This is a genomic window from Streptomyces sp. NPDC050439 (assembly GCF_040655335.1).
Classification (GTDB): domain Bacteria; phylum Actinomycetota; class Actinomycetes; order Streptomycetales; family Streptomycetaceae; genus Streptomyces.
The window spans coordinates 335,061-350,150 of the sequence record NZ_JBFAJT010000008.1 but is presented as its reverse complement, the minus strand read 5'-3'; the positions used below and the strand labels follow the sequence as shown (position 1 = coordinate 350,150).

The 15,090-nt window shown below is 69.2% G+C and carries 17 protein-coding genes, 1 tRNA gene and 1 riboswitch; of the genes, 12 read left to right on the top strand and 6 right to left on the bottom strand.

Annotated features, from left to right (window positions below):
* The first annotated feature begins 21 nt into the window (after positions 1-21).
* The 7 genes from AB0I66_RS31925 (at position 22) to AB0I66_RS31895 (ending at position 5,077) form a co-directional block, all read left to right on the top strand.
* Positions 22-444 carry a M67 family metallopeptidase gene (locus AB0I66_RS31925; RefSeq protein ID WP_363211441.1) on the top strand — a complete coding sequence of 141 codons (423 nt, stop codon included), beginning with the start codon at positions 22-24 and terminating at the stop codon, positions 442-444.
* Positions 408-565: riboswitch (cobalamin riboswitch) on the top strand. It overlaps the preceding gene by 37 nt.
* A gap of 43 nt (positions 566-608) precedes the next feature.
* Positions 609-1,562, top strand: a complete 954-nt coding sequence (locus AB0I66_RS31920) for an ABC transporter substrate-binding protein (protein ID WP_363211440.1) — start codon at positions 609-611, stop codon at positions 1,560-1,562.
* 167 nt (positions 1,563-1,729) lie between these two features.
* Entirely contained in the window at positions 1,730-2,740 is a 1,011-nt protein-coding gene (locus AB0I66_RS31915) for an iron ABC transporter permease (RefSeq protein ID WP_363211439.1), read from the top strand.
* Positions 2,737-3,522, top strand: coding sequence for an ABC transporter ATP-binding protein (locus AB0I66_RS31910; protein ID WP_363211438.1), 786 nt, complete (start codon positions 2,737-2,739; stop codon positions 3,520-3,522). The genes AB0I66_RS31915 and AB0I66_RS31910 overlap by 4 nt, the downstream gene beginning before the upstream one ends.
* A 69-nt stretch (positions 3,523-3,591) precedes the next feature.
* Complete coding sequence (locus AB0I66_RS31905) at positions 3,592-3,693, top strand: putative leader peptide (RefSeq protein ID WP_336605789.1); 102 nt, start codon at positions 3,592-3,594, stop codon at positions 3,691-3,693.
* A gap of 145 nt (positions 3,694-3,838) precedes the next feature.
* Positions 3,839-4,117: a MoaD/ThiS family protein gene (locus AB0I66_RS31900; protein WP_363211437.1), complete on the top strand. Its 279-nt coding sequence runs from the start codon at positions 3,839-3,841 to the stop codon at positions 4,115-4,117.
* A gap of 6 nt (positions 4,118-4,123) precedes the next feature.
* Positions 4,124-5,077 (top strand): cysteine synthase, encoded by a 954-nt coding sequence (locus AB0I66_RS31895; protein ID WP_363211436.1) that lies wholly within the window; start codon positions 4,124-4,126, stop codon positions 5,075-5,077.
* Positions 5,078-5,293: 216 nt separating this feature from the next.
* Here AB0I66_RS31895 and AB0I66_RS31890 read toward each other — a convergent pair whose 3' ends face one another.
* A complete protein-coding gene (locus AB0I66_RS31890; RefSeq protein WP_363211434.1) occupies positions 5,294-5,755 on the bottom strand; it encodes a type II toxin-antitoxin system PemK/MazF family toxin in 462 nt (153 codons plus the stop codon).
* A 223-nt stretch (positions 5,756-5,978) separates the two neighbouring features.
* On the opposite strand from AB0I66_RS31890, the gene AB0I66_RS31885 reads away from it, so the two are divergent.
* Positions 5,979-6,731, top strand: a complete 753-nt coding sequence (locus tag AB0I66_RS31885) for an MBL fold metallo-hydrolase (protein ID WP_363211433.1) — start codon at positions 5,979-5,981, stop codon at positions 6,729-6,731.
* On the opposite strand, the gene AB0I66_RS31880 is transcribed toward AB0I66_RS31885, so the two are convergent.
* From AB0I66_RS31880 to AB0I66_RS31870, 3 genes are all read right to left on the bottom strand, one after another.
* Positions 6,728-7,672, bottom strand: a complete 945-nt coding sequence (locus tag AB0I66_RS31880) for a hypothetical protein (protein WP_363211432.1) — start codon at positions 7,670-7,672, stop codon at positions 6,728-6,730. The genes AB0I66_RS31885 and AB0I66_RS31880 overlap by 4 nt on opposite strands.
* 88 nt (positions 7,673-7,760) lie before the next feature.
* A complete protein-coding gene (locus AB0I66_RS31875; protein WP_363211431.1) occupies positions 7,761-9,026 on the bottom strand; it encodes a PTS transporter subunit EIIC in 1,266 nt (421 codons plus the stop codon).
* Positions 9,027-9,293: 267 nt separating this feature from the next.
* Entirely contained in the window at positions 9,294-10,607 is a 1,314-nt protein-coding gene (locus tag AB0I66_RS31870) for a PTS transporter subunit EIIC (protein WP_363211430.1), read from the bottom strand.
* Between the two features lie 177 nt (positions 10,608-10,784).
* Here AB0I66_RS31870 and AB0I66_RS31865 point away from each other — a divergent pair, with 177 nt between their 5' ends.
* The 4 genes from AB0I66_RS31865 to rdgB all read left to right on the top strand — a co-directional run bounded on the left by AB0I66_RS31865 (position 10,785) and on the right by rdgB (position 13,138).
* Positions 10,785-11,087 carry a PTS glucose/sucrose transporter subunit IIB gene (locus AB0I66_RS31865; RefSeq protein WP_363211428.1) on the top strand — a complete coding sequence of 101 codons (303 nt, stop codon included), beginning with the start codon at positions 10,785-10,787 and terminating at the stop codon, positions 11,085-11,087.
* 106 nt (positions 11,088-11,193) lie between these two features.
* Entirely contained in the window at positions 11,194-11,958 is a 765-nt protein-coding gene (gene rph / locus AB0I66_RS31860; RefSeq protein ID WP_363211426.1) for a ribonuclease PH, read from the top strand.
* A gap of 151 nt (positions 11,959-12,109) precedes the next feature.
* Positions 12,110-12,505 carry a hypothetical protein gene (locus AB0I66_RS31855; RefSeq protein ID WP_363211425.1) on the top strand — a complete coding sequence of 132 codons (396 nt, stop codon included), beginning with the start codon at positions 12,110-12,112 and terminating at the stop codon, positions 12,503-12,505.
* 27 nt (positions 12,506-12,532) lie between these two features.
* Positions 12,533-13,138: an RdgB/HAM1 family non-canonical purine NTP pyrophosphatase gene (gene rdgB / locus AB0I66_RS31850; protein WP_363211424.1), complete on the top strand. Its 606-nt coding sequence runs from the start codon at positions 12,533-12,535 to the stop codon at positions 13,136-13,138.
* A 56-nt stretch (positions 13,139-13,194) separates the two neighbouring features.
* On the opposite strand, the gene AB0I66_RS31845 is transcribed toward rdgB, so the two are convergent.
* Positions 13,195-13,279, bottom strand: a tRNA-Leu gene (locus AB0I66_RS31845).
* A 312-nt stretch (positions 13,280-13,591) separates the two neighbouring features.
* The gene (gene proP / locus AB0I66_RS31840) at positions 13,592-15,088 is read right to left on the bottom strand and encodes a glycine betaine/L-proline transporter ProP (protein ID WP_363211423.1); all 1,497 of its coding nucleotides are present in this window, start codon (positions 15,086-15,088) and stop codon (positions 13,592-13,594) included.
* Positions 15,089-15,090 lie beyond the last annotated feature (2 nt).

Sequence of the window (15,090 nt, the reverse complement as noted above, 5' to 3'; positions counted from 1 at the left end):
CTTCTGCTTATCCTGGCTGCCATGCTGACCCTGACCCAGGCCCTTCACGACCAGATCGTCGCGCACGCGCGCCAGGACCACCCCGACGAGGCCTGCGGTGTGGTCGCGGGCCCGGAGGGAACCGGCCGTCCCGAGCGCTTCATCCCGATGCTGAACGCGGCACGCTCGCCCACGTTCTACGAGTTCGACTCGGGCGACCTCCTCAAGCTCTACCGCGAGATGGACGACCGCGACGAGGAGCCGGTGATCGTCTACCACTCGCACACGGCGACCGAGGCCTACCCCTCGCGCACCGACATCACGTACGCCAACGAGCCGGGCGCCCACTACGTCCTGGTCTCCACGGCCGACACCGACGGCGCCGGTGACTTCCAGTTCCGCTCCTACCGGATCGTGGACGGCGAGGTCACCGAAGAAGAGGTGAAGGTCGTCCAGGCATACTGAGCCTCACCTATGAGGCGGCAGGACCCAGGAAGCCGGTGCGAGTCCGGCACGGTCCCGCCACTGTGACCCCACCCCTCGCGGGTGGGGCAGTCAGGAACTGACCTGCCGCCTTCTTCTCCCACGACGCAGGGGACGCGGAAATCCCCTGGAGGAGGCGCTCAGCCATGCCCCGCCCCATACGCGTGCTCATGACCGCGGCCCTGCTGCTCCCGCTCGCCGCGTGCTCGTCCTCCGACGGCACCGACTCGAAGCCGGAGTCCAAGGCCCCCGGCTTCCCGTACACGGTCACGAACTGCGGCGTGAAGACGACGTACGAAGCACCCCCCAAGCGCGCCGTGACGATGAACCAGCACGTCACGGAGGTGATGCTGGAGCTGGGCCTGAAGGACCGCATCGCGGGCACGGCATACCTGGACGACAAGGTCCTGCCGAAGTACGCGAAGGCGTACGCGGACACCCCGGTCCTCGCCAAGGAATACCCCTCGTACGAAAAGCTCCTGGCCGCGAACCCCGACTTCGTCTACGGCGGCTACACGAGCGCCTTCCAGGCAGGCGAGGGCCGCAGTCGCGAAGCCCTGGCCAAGTCCGGCATAGAGAGCCGCCTGAACGTCGAGGGCTGCGCCAAGAAGCCGGTGTCGATGGACGACGTCTACAGGGAGGTCCGCGAGGTCGGCAGCACGTTCGGGGTGCGGGCGCGGGCGGAGAAGTGGGTGACCGCGGCACAGCGCGAACTGGCGCGGACGGAGGCGAAGTCGAAGAAGCCCGTCCCGGTCTTCGTCTACGACAGCGGCGACAAGTCCGCCTTCACGGCGGGCGGCCGGGGCATCGGCAACGACATCATCGAGCGGGCGGGCGGCCGCAACGTCTTCGCCGACCTGGACAAGTCCTTCGGCGACGCGTCCTGGGAGTCGGTGGTCGACCGCAAGCCCGAGGCCATCGTGATCCTCGACTACGGCGGCACGACGGTGGCCCAGAAGAAGAAGCGCCTCCTGGACGACCCGGTCCTGGCGGATGTCCCCGCCATCAAGAACAAGCGCTTCGCGGTACTCCCGCTGTCGGACGCGGTGGCGGGGGTAAGGGCCCCGGCAGCGGTGGGGAAGCTGGCGGACCAGCTGTGAAGGGCAGCAGAACCCAGCCCGTCCGGCGTTTGAGGACGAACTCGGCGGAGCCGGTGATGGACGGCAACCAGTCCGGGGTCCGGGGCGGAGCCCCGGTTTCGGGAAGGGGCGGGATCGGGGAGAGCCCCGCCAGGGACCACCACCCGCACCCACGACGGCGCTACGCCATGGTCACGGCCACGCTTCTCGCAGCCCTCGTGGCGACGAGCATCGCCGGTCTGGCCCTGGGATCGGTCCGGATACCCGCCTCGGAGGTCATGGAGATCCTGCGGGGCGGCGCCGACCCCTCCCCGTTCCGCACCATCGTGCTGGACGTCCGCCTCCCCCGGGTCCTGCTCGGCGCAGCCGTAGGCGCGGGACTGGCCGTCATAGGCACCGTCCTCCAGGCCCTGGTGAGGAACCCCCTGGCCGACCCCTTCCTCCTCGGAGTCTCCTCCGGCGCCTCCGCCGGAGCCGTCGCCGTCATCGTCCTGGGCAGCGTCTTCGGCCTGGGAGCGGGCCTGGCCACCACCCTCACCATCCCGGCCGCGGCCTTCGCGGGAGCCCTGCTCTCGCTCCTCGTCGTCTACACGCTGGCAAGATCAGGCGGCGGCGGATTCGCCACCGGCCGCCTGATCCTGGCGGGGGTGGCCGTCTCGTACGTCCTGGCCGCCCTGACCAGCCTCATCCTGATCACCGCCGACAGCGCCGACCATCTCAAGGAAGTCCTGTACTGGACCCTCGGCGGCCTCGGCAGCGCCCGCTGGGACATGCTCGCCCTGCCCGGCGTCGCACTCATCCTCGGCACCGCACTGCTCGTCGCCCTCGCCAGGCCCCTGGACCTCCTCCTGGTGGGGGAGGAGGGCGCCACCGTCCTCGGCCTCGACACGGCCCGCTTCCGCGCCGCCGTCTTCGTCCTCGCCTCGCTCCTGACCGGCGTGCTCGTCGCGTACAGCGGCGCCATCGGCTTCGTCGGCCTGATGGTGCCGCACGCGGCCCGGATGCTGGTCGGCGCCGCCCACCGGACGCTCCTTCCGGTGGTGGCCCTGATGGGCGCCGTGTTCCTGGTGGCGGCCGACCTCGCCGCGCGCACGGTCGCGGCGCCGCAGGACATCCCGGTCGGCGTTCTCACCGCGCTGACGGGCGGCCCGTTCTTCCTGTGGATGCTGCGAAGGAACCGTACGGAGGCAAGCGCATGAGCAACCCGGCGGCGATCCTGACCACCGAGTCCCTCACCTACCGCACAGGTGAGAAGACCCTCGTCGACAGCGTCACCCTGCACGCCGATCCCGGCGAGACCATCGGCATCGTCGGCCCCAACGGCAGCGGCAAGACCACCCTCCTGCGCTGCGTCTACGGCACCCTCGCGCCCACCGGCGGCCGCGTCCTCCTGGACGGCGACGACCTGGCGCACCGCTCGGCCAAGGACCGCGCCCGCCGCATCGCCACCGTCCCGCAGGACGGGCACACCGGCTTCGAGCTCACCGTCCGGCAGATCGTCGCCATGGGCCGCTCCCCGCACAAACGCTTCTGGGAGGCCGACACCGTGCGGGACGACGTCCTGGTCGGCGATGCGCTGGAGAGGGTCGGCGCCGCGGACCTCGCACACCGCGTCTTCGCCGGGCTCTCCGGCGGCGAGCGCCAGCGCGCCCTGGTGGCGAGGGCGCTGGTGCAGGAGCCCGCGGTCCTCGTACTCGACGAGCCGACCAATCACCTGGACATCCGCTACCAGCTGGAGATCCTCGCCCTGGTCCGCGACCTCGGCACGACGAATCTGCTCGCCCTGCACGACCTCAATCTGGCGGCCTACTACTGTGACCGGCTGTACGTCCTCGACGCCGGCACCCTCGTCGCGTCAGGACCGCCCAAAGAAGTCCTGACCAGCGAGCTCCTCGCCGACGTGTACGGGGTCACGGCAGAGGTCTCGGTGCACCCCGCGACCGGGGCGCCGACGGTCACGTACCTCCCTCCATCCACGTGATGGACGCAAACCATCCACGATGTGAGATCACATTCCAGAACCCGGACCGGGAATCGATACGATGACCGCATGGTTCCCCACGACGTGAGCGACAAGATGCCGGGCATGCTGCTCGTTGCGCGTCTGCACGTCGATTTGTGCAGGCTCTCCAGCGCGATCTGTTCGCGCTGACAGCCGCCGCCGTACGGCCGTGAGCCGCGGCGCCATCCCCGCGTAACGCCTACGCACCCGCATACCTGCACCCGCACGTACGCACCCGCACGACCGGGCCGCCGCGCGCCCACCCACGTGACTTCTCCCGACAGGAGCCCAAGCCATGGCCATCGAGGTCCGCATCCCGACCATCCTCCGCACCTACACCGACGGCGCCAAGGCCGTCGAGGGCAGCGGCGACAACCTCGCCGAGCTCTTCAGCGACCTCGACTCGCGGCACGCGGGCATCGCCGAGCGCATCGTCGACGGCGACAAGCTGCGCCGCTTCGTGAACGTGTACCTGAACGACGAGGACGTCCGCTTCCTGGACGGCATCTCCACCAAGCTCACGGACGGCGACAACGTCACGATCCTCCCGGCCGTGGCCGGCGGCATGGTCTGATCGCGGATGCCTCGCTACGACTCCCCGCTGGCGGCCGTGGGCAACACGCCCCTCGTCCGCCTGCCGCGGCTCTCCCCGTCCGACGACGTCCGCATCTGGGCGAAGCTGGAGGACCGTAACCCCACCGGTTCCATCAAGGACCGCCCGGCGCTGCACATGGTCGAACAGGCGGAGAAGGACGGGCGGTTGACGCCCGGCTGCACGATCCTGGAGCCGACGTCCGGCAACACGGGCATCTCGCTCGCCATGGCGGCCAAGCTCAAGGGCTACCGCATCGTGTGCGTCATGCCGGAGAACACCTCACAGGAGCGGCGCGACCTCCTCGCCATGTGGGGTGCGGAGATCATCTCGTCCCCGGCGGCCGGAGGCTCCAACACGGCGGTACGCGTCGCCAAGGAGCTCTCCGCCGAGCACCCGGACTGGGTCATGCTCTACCAGTACGGCAACCCGGACAACGCGGGCGCGCACTACGCGGGCACCGGCCCCGAGATCCTCGCCGACCTGCCCTCCATCACCCACTTCGTGGCGGGCCTCGGCACGACGGGCACGCTCATGGGCGTCGGCCGCTTCCTGCGCGAGCAGAAGCCGGACATCAAGATCGTCGCCGCGGAGCCCCGCTACGACGACCTCGTGTACGGCCTGCGCAACCTCGACGAGGGCTTCGTGCCCGAGCTGTACGACGCGTCGGTCCTGACCAGCCGCTTCTCGGTCGGCTCGGCCGACGCGGTGACACGGACCCGTGAGCTCCTCCAGCAGGAGGGCATCTTCGCCGGCGTCTCCACCGGCGCCGCGCTGCACGCCGCGATCGGCGTCGGCAAGAAGGCGGTGGCCGCGGGGGAGTCCGCCGACATCGCCTTCGTGGTGGCCGACGGTGGCTGGAAGTACTTGTCGACGGGCGTCTACACCGCGGCGACGACCGAGGAAGCCATCGAAACGGTGCAGGGCCAACTCTGGGCGTAGGCGCGACCCGGCGAACGATGGACGGGCTGGATGTCTCCGGCCCGTCCGGCGTTTGAGGACGAGCTCGGCGCAGCCGGAGATGTCCCGGGCCGAGAGCCGGGGTCCGGGGCGGGCGGGTCCGGGGCTGAGCCCCCACGCGGCACGGCCGCAGATGTCACAGCCGGGAATGGGCGGGGCTGGGGAAAGCCCCGCAGGGGCCGCCCTGCCCCGCCCGCCCTACCCGGCCAGATGCCGCACCTGATCCCACAGCGCCGGATCCACGACCCCCGCCCGCCTGCGGAACTCCCACACCGGCACGTCCCGCAGCTCGTCCGTCTCCAGGAAACTCGGGCGGCCCCGCGCATCCCCCACCGACCCGGGCGGCAGCGGAATCACCCCGCCCCGCTCGTCGTGGTACTTGCTGGTGATCTTCGCGACGACCGCGCTCTCGCCCCGCACCGAAAGCACCAGACACGGCCGGTCCTTCGCCCCCGGGCCGTCCTCGTACGGCACCCGCGCCCACCAGATCTCCGCCGGTCTCGGCGCGGGCAGCCTGCGCCGCGGGCCGCGTGGACGGCCCGGCGGCCGGGTGGTCCGCGCGCGGGGACCGCGGTCGCTGCGACCCCGGCCGTCCACCAACGCGGCGACCGCCGCGAGCACCACCACGGCGGCCAGGGCGAGCCACCATGACGTATCCATACCGCAGACGGTACCGGGGCGCTCCCCGCCCCGCGCGCCCCCCGAACCGGTGACAGCGCAGGTGAGTTCTCCCACAACGGCCCACGACGGAGGAGCGACCGGACCTTTTGCGCCTTACGCTCGACGGACCGCAGAACTCCTCGAAGAGCCTGTCGCAGGCCCTTCGCGAGCCCCCGCAAGGCCCCCGCACAACCCCCGTTCCGCCCCCGGAGGTTTCCGCTCCATGAAGCTCACCGTCGTCGGCTGCTCGGGGTCGTTTCCGTCCGCGGACTCGGCCTGTTCGAGCTACCTCGTAGAGGCCGACGGCTTCCGGCTGCTGCTCGACATGGGCAATGGCGCCCTCGGCGAGCTGCAGCGCCACGTCGGTCTGTACGACCTGGACGCGATCTTCCTCAGCCACCTGCACGCCGACCACTGCATCGACATGTGCGCCTACTTCGTGGCGCGCTACTACCGGCACGAAGGCGGCCGCTGCGCCCCCATCCCGGTCTACGGACCCGAGGGCACCGAACAGCGCCTGACCACCGCGTACGCCGACACCCCCTCGGCCTCCTCGATGAGCGAGGTCTTCGACTTCCACACCGTCAAGCCGGCCTCGTTCGACATCGGCCCCTTCTCGGTCCGCACGGAGAAGGTCCACCACCCCGTCGAGGCGTACGGCATCCGCGTCGAGCACGGGGGCAGGTCCCTCACGTACTCGGGAGACACCGGGGTGTGCGGCGCGCTCGACGAACTGGCCGCCGACACCGACCTGTTCCTCTGCGAGGCGGCCTTCACGCACGGCAAGGAGAACATCCCCGACCTGCACCTCAACGGCCGCGAGGCCGGCGAGTCCGCCCGGCGCGCGGGCGCCGGGCGCCTGGTCCTCACCCACATCCCGCCGTGGACGGACCCGCAGGTGAACCTGGCGGACGCGCGCTCGGTGTACGACGGCCCCACCGAACTCGCCGCGCCCGGCCGGACGTACGAGATCTAACGGCTCTCTGCCGGGCGCCTGGTCCCGCGGCCGCCAAGCGCCATCCTGTTCCAGGTGTGGCGGCGGCCGCGGATCGCGACCGAGTACGCGTACATGACCTCCGGATCGCACATGCCCGGCAGGTAGGAGTCACCGAAGTGGTGGGCGTCGACACCCACTTCCTTCGCGTTCAGGGCGAGCTGTGGCACCACGTTCGCGTGGGAGCCCTCCTGGCTGGTGCCGATCGCCCCCATCACCACCGCCCCCGCGTCCTGCACCGCGGCCACCGCCTCGGCGGCCAGCTCCTTGGTGACACCGGGCAGCGTCCCGGGCAGCGGCATCACGACACCGTCCGCGCCCGCGTCCACCAGCGAGGTCAGCCGGGCGGCCGTGACCCGCTCCGGGTGCCCCGCATGATGCATCTTGCCGCTCCACAGCGCGACGTCGTCACCGAGGCCTTGCCGCAGCTCCTCCGTGACCCGCGCGAGCCCCTCGTACGAACCGCCCGTCCCCGGATTCGCCGTCAGGCAGAGCATCGCCGCACCCATGTCGATGAGCCTTCTGGCGTACTCGGGCTTGGCGCGGCGGATCTCGGGGACGTCACCGGGCTCCAGATTGATGCCGACGGGCCGGCCGATGAAGGCGGCGAGCTCGGCGATGGAGTCGAACGTGCCGAGGCCCGGCAGGTCGAGCCGCTCTCCGTCCCAGGCCCGCTCGATCAGGTTCAGCACGACGATGTCGGCGCCGAAGGCCGCGACGAGCTCTGCGTTGTGCACACCGGGCATGCCCGGCATGGGGACGAGGGCGGCCCGGTCGGCGAAGACCTCGCCGACCATGGTGCGGCCCTCGGCGGCGGCGACCGACTCGGTCAGGGCACGACCACGGAGGGCGGCGAGCCGGTCGCGGTCGAGGTCGAGGATGCGGGGGGTCTTGGGGGCCTCGGGTGCCTGGGGGGTGGTCATCCTCCGACCGTAAGCCGCCGGACACGACGAAACCCCGCACCGTTGGTCGCAACGGTGCGGGGCTTACGTCCCGAGATGGGGCGGGAGGCTACTTCGCCTCGGCCTTGAGGATCTCGGCGAGCTCCTCGTCGGACTCGCGGCCCGGCGTCGGGAGGTTCCACTTGGTGATCGCGAAGCGGAAGACCACGTAGTAGACCGCGGCGAAGCAGAGGCCCACCAGGGCCAGGCCCCATGGGTTGCTCGCGATGCCGAGGTTGAGGAAGAAGTCGACCGCTCCCGCCGAGAAGCCGAAGCCGTCCTTCATGCCGAGCGCCCAGGTCAGCGCCATGGAGACACCGGTGAGCACCGCGTGGATCGCGTACAGGACCGGGGCGATGAACATGAACGTGAACTCGATCGGCTCGGTCACACCGGTCACGAAGGCGGTGAGCGCGAGCGAGAACATCATGCCGCCGACGACCTTGCGGCGCTCGGGGCGGGCGCAGTGGACGATCGCGAGGCAGGCCGCGGGAAGCGCGAACATCATGATCGGGAAGAAGCCGGTCATGAACTGTCCGGCGGTCGGGTCACCCGCGAGGAAGCGGTTGATGTCGCCGCTCTTGCCCTCGTACGAACCGGCCTGGAACCACGGGAAGGAGTTCAGGAGGTGGTGCATGCCGACCGGGATCAGCGCGCGGTTGGCGACACCGAAGATGCCCGCGCCCACGGCGCCGGAACCGACGAGCCACTCACCGAAGTTGTGCAGACCCGTGCCGAGGACCGGCCAGATGTAACCGAAGACGATGCCGAGGAGCAGGCCCGCGAAGGCCGACAGGATCGGGACGAGGCGGCGGCCGCCGAAGAAGCCGGCCCAGTCGGGCAGCTTGGTCCGGTAGAACTTCTGGTAGAGCAGGGCGACGACGATGCCCATCACGACACCGCCGAGGACCTTGGCGTCCACCGGGGCCTCGGTCATGACTATCTTGCCGTCGACGACCTTCGCGATCTTCTCGAGGTTCGGGTCGGTGAACGTGGCCAGCACGTTCTTGAAGACCAGGTAGCCGGTGACGGCGGCCAGGGCCGTCGAGCCGTCCGACTTCTTGGCGAAGCCGATCGCGATGCCGACGGCGAACAGCAGCGCCATGTTGTCGAGGATGGCGTTGCCACCCGCGGCCATGAAGCTCGCGATCTTCGTGATGAAGTCCGGGAACGACGGGCGTCCGAGCATGTCGGGGTTGCCGAGCCGGACGAGCAGGGCGCCTGCGGGCAGCACGGCGACCGGCAGCATGAGGCTGCGGCCGATGCGCTGCATGACAGCCATCGCGCCGGAGCCCTTCTTCTTGTCGGCCGCGGGGGCGGCACTGGCCGTGGACACAACTTCCTCCAGTGGGCAAGGCGCCGCCTGGGGACAGAGAAGTGGGTGACGGCGGCGTCTCCGGGGGTCGCGGCGGACGGCCGCGTGGTCTACACCATTAAGTGGTGTAGACCTGTTGTAGCACGGTGAAGGTGACGTAAGGAACCCACGAGTTTTGTGGGGTCCGCCATAACGCGAAATTAACGTCGAAAGACCCCAGGGACCACAGGGTCCTGGGGCCTTCCGGTGCGACGCGGGGATAGGCCGGGACGACGGCCCTGCCAGCGGCTAAGCCTTCGTCTGCTCCGCGTCCTGAGCTTCCGCTTCCTCCTCCGGCTCGCGACCCGGCGTATGCAGGTCGAACTTGCGGATCACGAAGCTGAACAGGACGTAGTACACGACGGCGAACACGAGCCCGATGGGAATGATCAGCCAGGGTTTGGTCGCCAGACTCCAGTTGATGACGTAGTCGATGAGACCCGCCGAGAAGCTGAAGCCGTCCTTGACCCCCAGCGCCCACGTCACCGCCATCGAGACGCCGGTGAGCACCGCGTGGATCGCGTACAGCGCGGGCGCGATGAAGAGGAACGAGTACTCGATCGGCTCGGTGATGCCGGTGACGAACGACGTCAGACCGACCGACAGCATCAGACCGCCGACCACCTTGCGGCGCTCCGGCCGGGCCGCGTGGGTGATCGCCAGGGCCGCCGCGGGCAGCGCGAACATCATGATCGGGAAGAAGCCCGACGTGAACTGACCCGCCGTCGGGTCGCCCGCCAGGAACCGGTTGATGTCACCGTGGACCATCGTGCCGTCGGGCTTCTCGTAGTCACCGAACTGGAACCAGACGAACGTGTTCAGGAACTGGTGCAGACCGATGGTGAGCAGCGCGCGGTTGGCCACGCCGAAGATCCCGGAGCCCAGCCACCCCAGGTCCACGAGCCACTTGGAGAAGCTGGTCAGCCCGTCACCGATCGGCGGCCAGACCCACACGCACAGCCCCGCGAAGACCAGGCCGACGAAGGCCATGATGATCGGCACAAGACGGCGCCCGTTGAAGAAGCCCAGCCAGTCGACCAGCTTCACGCGGTGATAGCGCTGCCAGAACCACGCGGCGAGCAGCCCCATCACGATGCCGCCGAACACCCCTGGGTTCTGGTACGCGGCCTGCGCGGGAGTGCCGTCCTCCGCGATGCAGACCCCGCTCCACATGCCTGCCGCCCCGAACGTGGTGTCCGCCGGGCAGTCGTCGGGGAAGGCGCGCAGGACCGCGTAGTACACGAGGAAGCCCACCACCGCGGCGAGCGCCGTGGAACCGTCCGACTTCTTGGCCATGCCGATCGCGACACCGATGCAGAACAGCAGGGGCAGACCGAGCGTGGAGTCCAGCAGGGAACCACCCGCCGCCGCGAAGACCTTGGCGACGTTGTCCCAGCCGAGACCGTCCGCGCCGAAGACGTCCGGCTGCCCGAGACGGTTGAGGATGCCGGCGGCGGGGAGCACGGCGATGGGGAGCTGGAGGCTGCGGCCCATCTTCTGCAGGCCCTGGAACAGGCCGTTCCACCACTTCTTCTGCGGCACCGCTGCTGCGTCGGTACTCATCGGCGTCCCCTCCGGAACAAGCCAGGTTTGGCGGGCGTTGAAAACTGGTGTAGACCAGTTGCGGAACGAGTGCGGTGCCGTCCCGGCAGGAGTGGCATGAGGATTGCCGTGGGGATGGCACCTTGATCGCCATCATTGGGTACGAGTGCCGTAGCCGCCCGCGAAGATGCTCCAACCGTGCGTTACCGTGACAAAGCGGACCTACGGTGTGGTGAGGCCGCGTCCTTTAAGAACAGGGAGAACACCATGGCCAGCAAGGCTGAGAAGATCGTCGCCGGGCTCGGCGGCATCGAGAACATCGAAGAGGTCGAGGGCTGCATCACCCGCCTCCGCACCGAGGTCCACGACCCGAGCCTCGTCGACGACGCCGCGCTGAAGGCCGCAGGCGCCCACGGAGTCGTCAAGATGGGCACCGCGATCCAGGTCGTCATCGGCACCGACGCCGACCCCATCGCCGCAGACATCGAAGACATGATGTGAACAGCTGAGTTCAGCTGAACTCAACTGGATCCAACTGGATCTATCGCCGAGGGCCCTGCCGACAACCGGTCAGGGCCCTCAGCCATGTGCCGATAGGCTCGACCGCATGTCCTCCACGCCTCTCTCCACGCCGCTCTCCGCACCTCGAATCGACGGCCGCACCCCCGAACAACTCCGCCCGATCACCATCGAACGCGGCTGGAGCAAGCACGCCGAAGGCTCCGTCCTCATCTCCTTCGGCGACACCAAGGTCTTCTGCACCGCCTCCGTCACGGAGGGCGTCCCCCGCTGGCGCAAGGGCAGCGGCGAAGGCTGGGTCACCGCCGAATACTCGATGCTCCCCCGCTCCACCAACACCCGCGGCGACCGCGAATCCGTACGCGGCAAGATCGGCGGCCGCACCCACGAGATCTCCCGCCTCATCGGACGTTCACTGCGCGCCGTCATCGACTACAAGGCCCTCGGCGAGAACACCATCGTCCTCGACTGCGACGTCCTCCAGGCCGACGGCGGCACCCGCACCGCCGCCATCACCGGCGCCTACGTCGCCCTCGCCGACGCCGTCGCCTGGGCCCAGGGCAAGAAGCTCATCAAGGCCGGCCGCAAGCCCCTCACCGACACCGTCTCCGCCGTCTCCGTCGGGATCGTCGGCGGTGTCCCCCTCCTCGACCTCCGCTACGAGGAAGACGTCAAGGCCGACACCGACATGAACGTCGTCTGCACCGGCGACGGCCGCTTCGTCGAGGTCCAGGGCACCGCCGAGGCCGAGCCCTTCGACCGCAAGGAACTCAACGCGCTCCTCGACCTCGCCGTCGGCGGCTGCGAGGACCTCGCCAGGTTCCAGCGCGAAGCACTCGAAGCAACCAAGTAGCACGACGGACGCGGCCGACGACGGGCGCCACCGCCTTCCGGCAACCCCACCGCCCGGCAAGCAACCATCGGACCCCCCACACGCGTTCTAACGAATACGGGCGCACGGGCAAAGCCGTGCGCCCGTACAGCACCCGGGGAGGGACCCAAGCATGGCCGCGCGTCACCGCCGTACAGCCACCGCCATCACCGCACTTCTGATCGCCGTACCGGCGGGCATCGGCCTTGTCGGTTGCGACGCCGTCAACAAGGCCCTCGACTGCGTCCAGACCGCCGACGCCATCGCCGACAGCGTCACCGACCTCCAGCAGGCGCTCGAAAAGGCCGGCGACGACCCCACGCAGGCGGACGAGGCACTCGACAAGATCGACAAGAACATCGACGAGATCGGCGACAAGACCGACAACACCGATGTGAACAAGGCCGTCGACGACCTCGACAAGGCCGTCGGCAACGTCCGCGACTCCATCAACAACGGCGACGCGACCCCCGACCTCAAGCCGATCGTGGACGCGACGAGCGAACTGACCAAGGTCTGCACGCCGTAACTTCTTGAGGCTTGGATACTGGACGCCATGACCCGCCTCATCCTCGCCACCCGCAACGCCGGCAAGATCACGGAACTCAAGGCGATCCTCGCCGACGCAGGCCTCACGCATGAGCTCGTCGGCGCGGACGCCTACCCCGAGATCCCCGACGTCAGGGAAACCGGCGTCACCTTCGCCGAAAACGCCCTCCTCAAGGCACACGCCCTCGCCAAGGCCACCGGCCTGCCCGCCGTCGCCGACGACTCCGGCCTCTGCGTCGACGTCCTCGGCGGAGCCCCCGGCATCTTCTCCGCCCGCTGGGCGGGCAAGCACGGCGACGACGCCGCGAACCTGCAGCTGCTGCTTGCCCAGTTGGGCGACATCGACGCGGACACCCACCGGGGAGCCCACTTCGCCTGCGCGGCGGCCCTCGCCCTCCCGGACGGCACGGAAAGGGTGGTGGAGGGCCAACTGCGCGGCACCCTCCGCCACACCCCGTCCGGCTCGGGCGGCTTCGGCTACGACCCGATCCTCCAGCCGGAGGGGGAGACGCGGACGTGCGCGGAACTGTCCGCGGAGGAAAAGAACGCGATCAGCCACCGGGGGAAGGCGTTCAGGGGGCTGGTGCCGGTGGTGCGGGAGCTGCTGGGCTGACGCGAACGGGCTGTGGGGTTGGCCATCAGATGGCCAACCCCACAGCCCGTTGACAGTGCGGCCGGTGGGATTCGAACCCACACGGGTGTGAACCCACTGGGACCTAAACCCAGCATGACTGCCAAATTCCATCACGGCCGCTCAAAATCGGTCATTACGTTTGACCGGCGGCGTTCAGTGTACGGGTAGGGCGGGCTACCCGGCGAGAGGCGTCTTCCCCTTCCGGCGGCACCACGCCTCTGTCAATGCATGGCAGTTGGGGCATAGGTATCGCGGATTTTCCCGTCGATTGTCGCGCCAGTCCCCGTTGACGTGGTCGATCTGCAAGGTGATCGGCTGTCCCGGCCACTCACCGGTGCTGCCACACGGTGCACACGTCCGGAATGCGGAACGGCCCGCCCCACTTGTGAGATGTGGGGCGGACCGCTGCGAGGTAGGGGTGTGGGGGAGAGGTCAGAACCTCGGGACCGGGGCCGCGGCCTCGACCATTTCCGCTGCTTCCTCCTTTGTGCCCACCGACGGCGGCGAGCCCGACAGCGGCTTCTGGGCTGTTTCCTTCATGCAGGAGACCGCGATGATGCCGACCAGCGCCGCCGCCATCGAGTAGTACGCCGGGATCATGTCCGTGCCCGTGACGCTGATCAGGGACGTGATGACCAGGGGGGCCGTGCCGCCGAAGAGGGAGGCGGAGATGTTGTAGCCCACCGACAGGGAGCCGTAGCGGACCGAGGTGGGGAACAGGGCCGGGAGCGTCGCCGACATCGTGCCGAGGAGGCAGAGGAGGGAAAGGCCCAGGAGGAGCATGCCGGCGGAGACGGCGATCAGGCTGCCCTGCTTGATCAGGAGGAACGCCGGGATGGAGATGACGAAGAAGCTGACCATGCCCGTCATCAGGAGCGGCTTGCGGCCGAAGCGGTCGGAGAGCTTGCCGACCTGGGTGATGAGCAGCATCAGCACGATCATGGTGCCGATGAGGATCAGCAGGCCGTGCGAGTCGTCGTAGCCGAGTTCGTCGGAGAGGTACGTCGGCATGTAGGAGAGGAGCATGTAGTCGGTGATGTTGTACGCGCCGACGAGGGCGATGCAGAGGATCAGCGTCGGCCAGTGCTCGCGGAAGATCTTGGCGAGGTCGCCCTTGGCGGTCGTCTCGACGGTGGAGGCGCCTTCGGACGCCGCGTGGAAGGTGGCGTCCTCCATCTTCTGGAACGCGGGTGTCTCGTCGAGCTTCAGCCGCAGGTAGAGGCCGACGAGGCCGAGGGGTCCTGCGACGAGGAAGGGGACGCGCCAGCCCCACTGCTCCATGGTGTCCGCGCCGAGTGCGCTGTTGAGGATGAGGACGAGGCCGGCGGCGCCGGTGTAGCCGGCCAGGGTGCCCATCTCCAGGAAGCTGCCGAAGAAGCCGCGGCGCTTGTCGGGGGCGTACTCGGCGATGAAGGTGGACGCGCCGCCGTACTCACCGCCGGTGGAGAAGCCCTGGACGAGGCGGAAGAAGATCAGCAGGACCGGGGCCCAGAAGCCGATGGTGGCGTAGGACGGGATCAGGCCGATGGCGAGGGTGCCGATGGCCATGAGGATCATCGTGAGGGCGAGGACCTTCTTGCGGCCGATCTTGTCGCCCATTGGGCCGAAGACCATGCCGCCGATGGGGCGTACGAGGAAGGACACCGCGAAGGTCGCGAAGGACGAGATCAGCTGGACCGTGTCGTTCCCGGACGGGAAGAAGACGTGGCCGATGGTGACGGCGAGGTAGCTGTAGATGCCGAAGTCGAACCATTCCATGGCGTTGCCGAGCGAGGCGGCCTTGACCGCTCGCTTGACCGCGGCCTCGTCCGTGACCGTGATGTCGGTGCGGCGCAGCGGGGGGTCTTTGCGCCGTTTGACGGCCCGGAACAGGTTGCGGTGCCGCTTGACCGCGTCGGCGTCGGCCGCTGCCTCGTCGTGGGCCGCCATGG

Excerpts from the sequence above, each read along its gene's own strand:
- proP (WP_363211423.1), bottom strand. The coding sequence starts at position 15,088 with ATGGCGGCCCACGACGAGGCAGCGGCCGACGCCGACGCGGTCAAGCGG.
- rph (WP_363211426.1), top strand. The coding sequence starts at position 11,194 with ATGTCCTCCACGCCTCTCTCCACGCCGCTCTCCGCACCTCGAATCGAC.
- AB0I66_RS31925 (WP_363211441.1), top strand. The coding sequence starts at position 22 with ATGCTGACCCTGACCCAGGCCCTTCACGACCAGATCGTCGCGCACGCG.
- AB0I66_RS31910 (WP_363211438.1), top strand. The coding sequence starts at position 2,737 with ATGAGCAACCCGGCGGCGATCCTGACCACCGAGTCCCTCACCTACCGC.
- AB0I66_RS31855 (WP_363211425.1), top strand. The coding sequence starts at position 12,110 with ATGGCCGCGCGTCACCGCCGTACAGCCACCGCCATCACCGCACTTCTG.
- AB0I66_RS31870 (WP_363211430.1), bottom strand. The coding sequence starts at position 10,607 with ATGAGTACCGACGCAGCAGCGGTGCCGCAGAAGAAGTGGTGGAACGGC.
- AB0I66_RS31900 (WP_363211437.1), top strand. The coding sequence starts at position 3,839 with ATGGCCATCGAGGTCCGCATCCCGACCATCCTCCGCACCTACACCGAC.
- AB0I66_RS31895 (WP_363211436.1), top strand. The coding sequence starts at position 4,124 with ATGCCTCGCTACGACTCCCCGCTGGCGGCCGTGGGCAACACGCCCCTC.
- AB0I66_RS31890 (WP_363211434.1), bottom strand. The coding sequence starts at position 5,755 with ATGGATACGTCATGGTGGCTCGCCCTGGCCGCCGTGGTGGTGCTCGCG.
- AB0I66_RS31905 (WP_336605789.1), top strand. The coding sequence starts at position 3,592 with ATGGTTCCCCACGACGTGAGCGACAAGATGCCGGGCATGCTGCTCGTT.
- rdgB (WP_363211424.1), top strand. The coding sequence starts at position 12,533 with ATGACCCGCCTCATCCTCGCCACCCGCAACGCCGGCAAGATCACGGAA.
- AB0I66_RS31880 (WP_363211432.1), bottom strand. The coding sequence starts at position 7,672 with ATGACCACCCCCCAGGCACCCGAGGCCCCCAAGACCCCCCGCATCCTC.
- AB0I66_RS31885 (WP_363211433.1), top strand. The coding sequence starts at position 5,979 with ATGAAGCTCACCGTCGTCGGCTGCTCGGGGTCGTTTCCGTCCGCGGAC.
- AB0I66_RS31915 (WP_363211439.1), top strand. The coding sequence starts at position 1,730 with ATGGTCACGGCCACGCTTCTCGCAGCCCTCGTGGCGACGAGCATCGCC.
- AB0I66_RS31920 (WP_363211440.1), top strand. The coding sequence starts at position 609 with ATGCCCCGCCCCATACGCGTGCTCATGACCGCGGCCCTGCTGCTCCCG.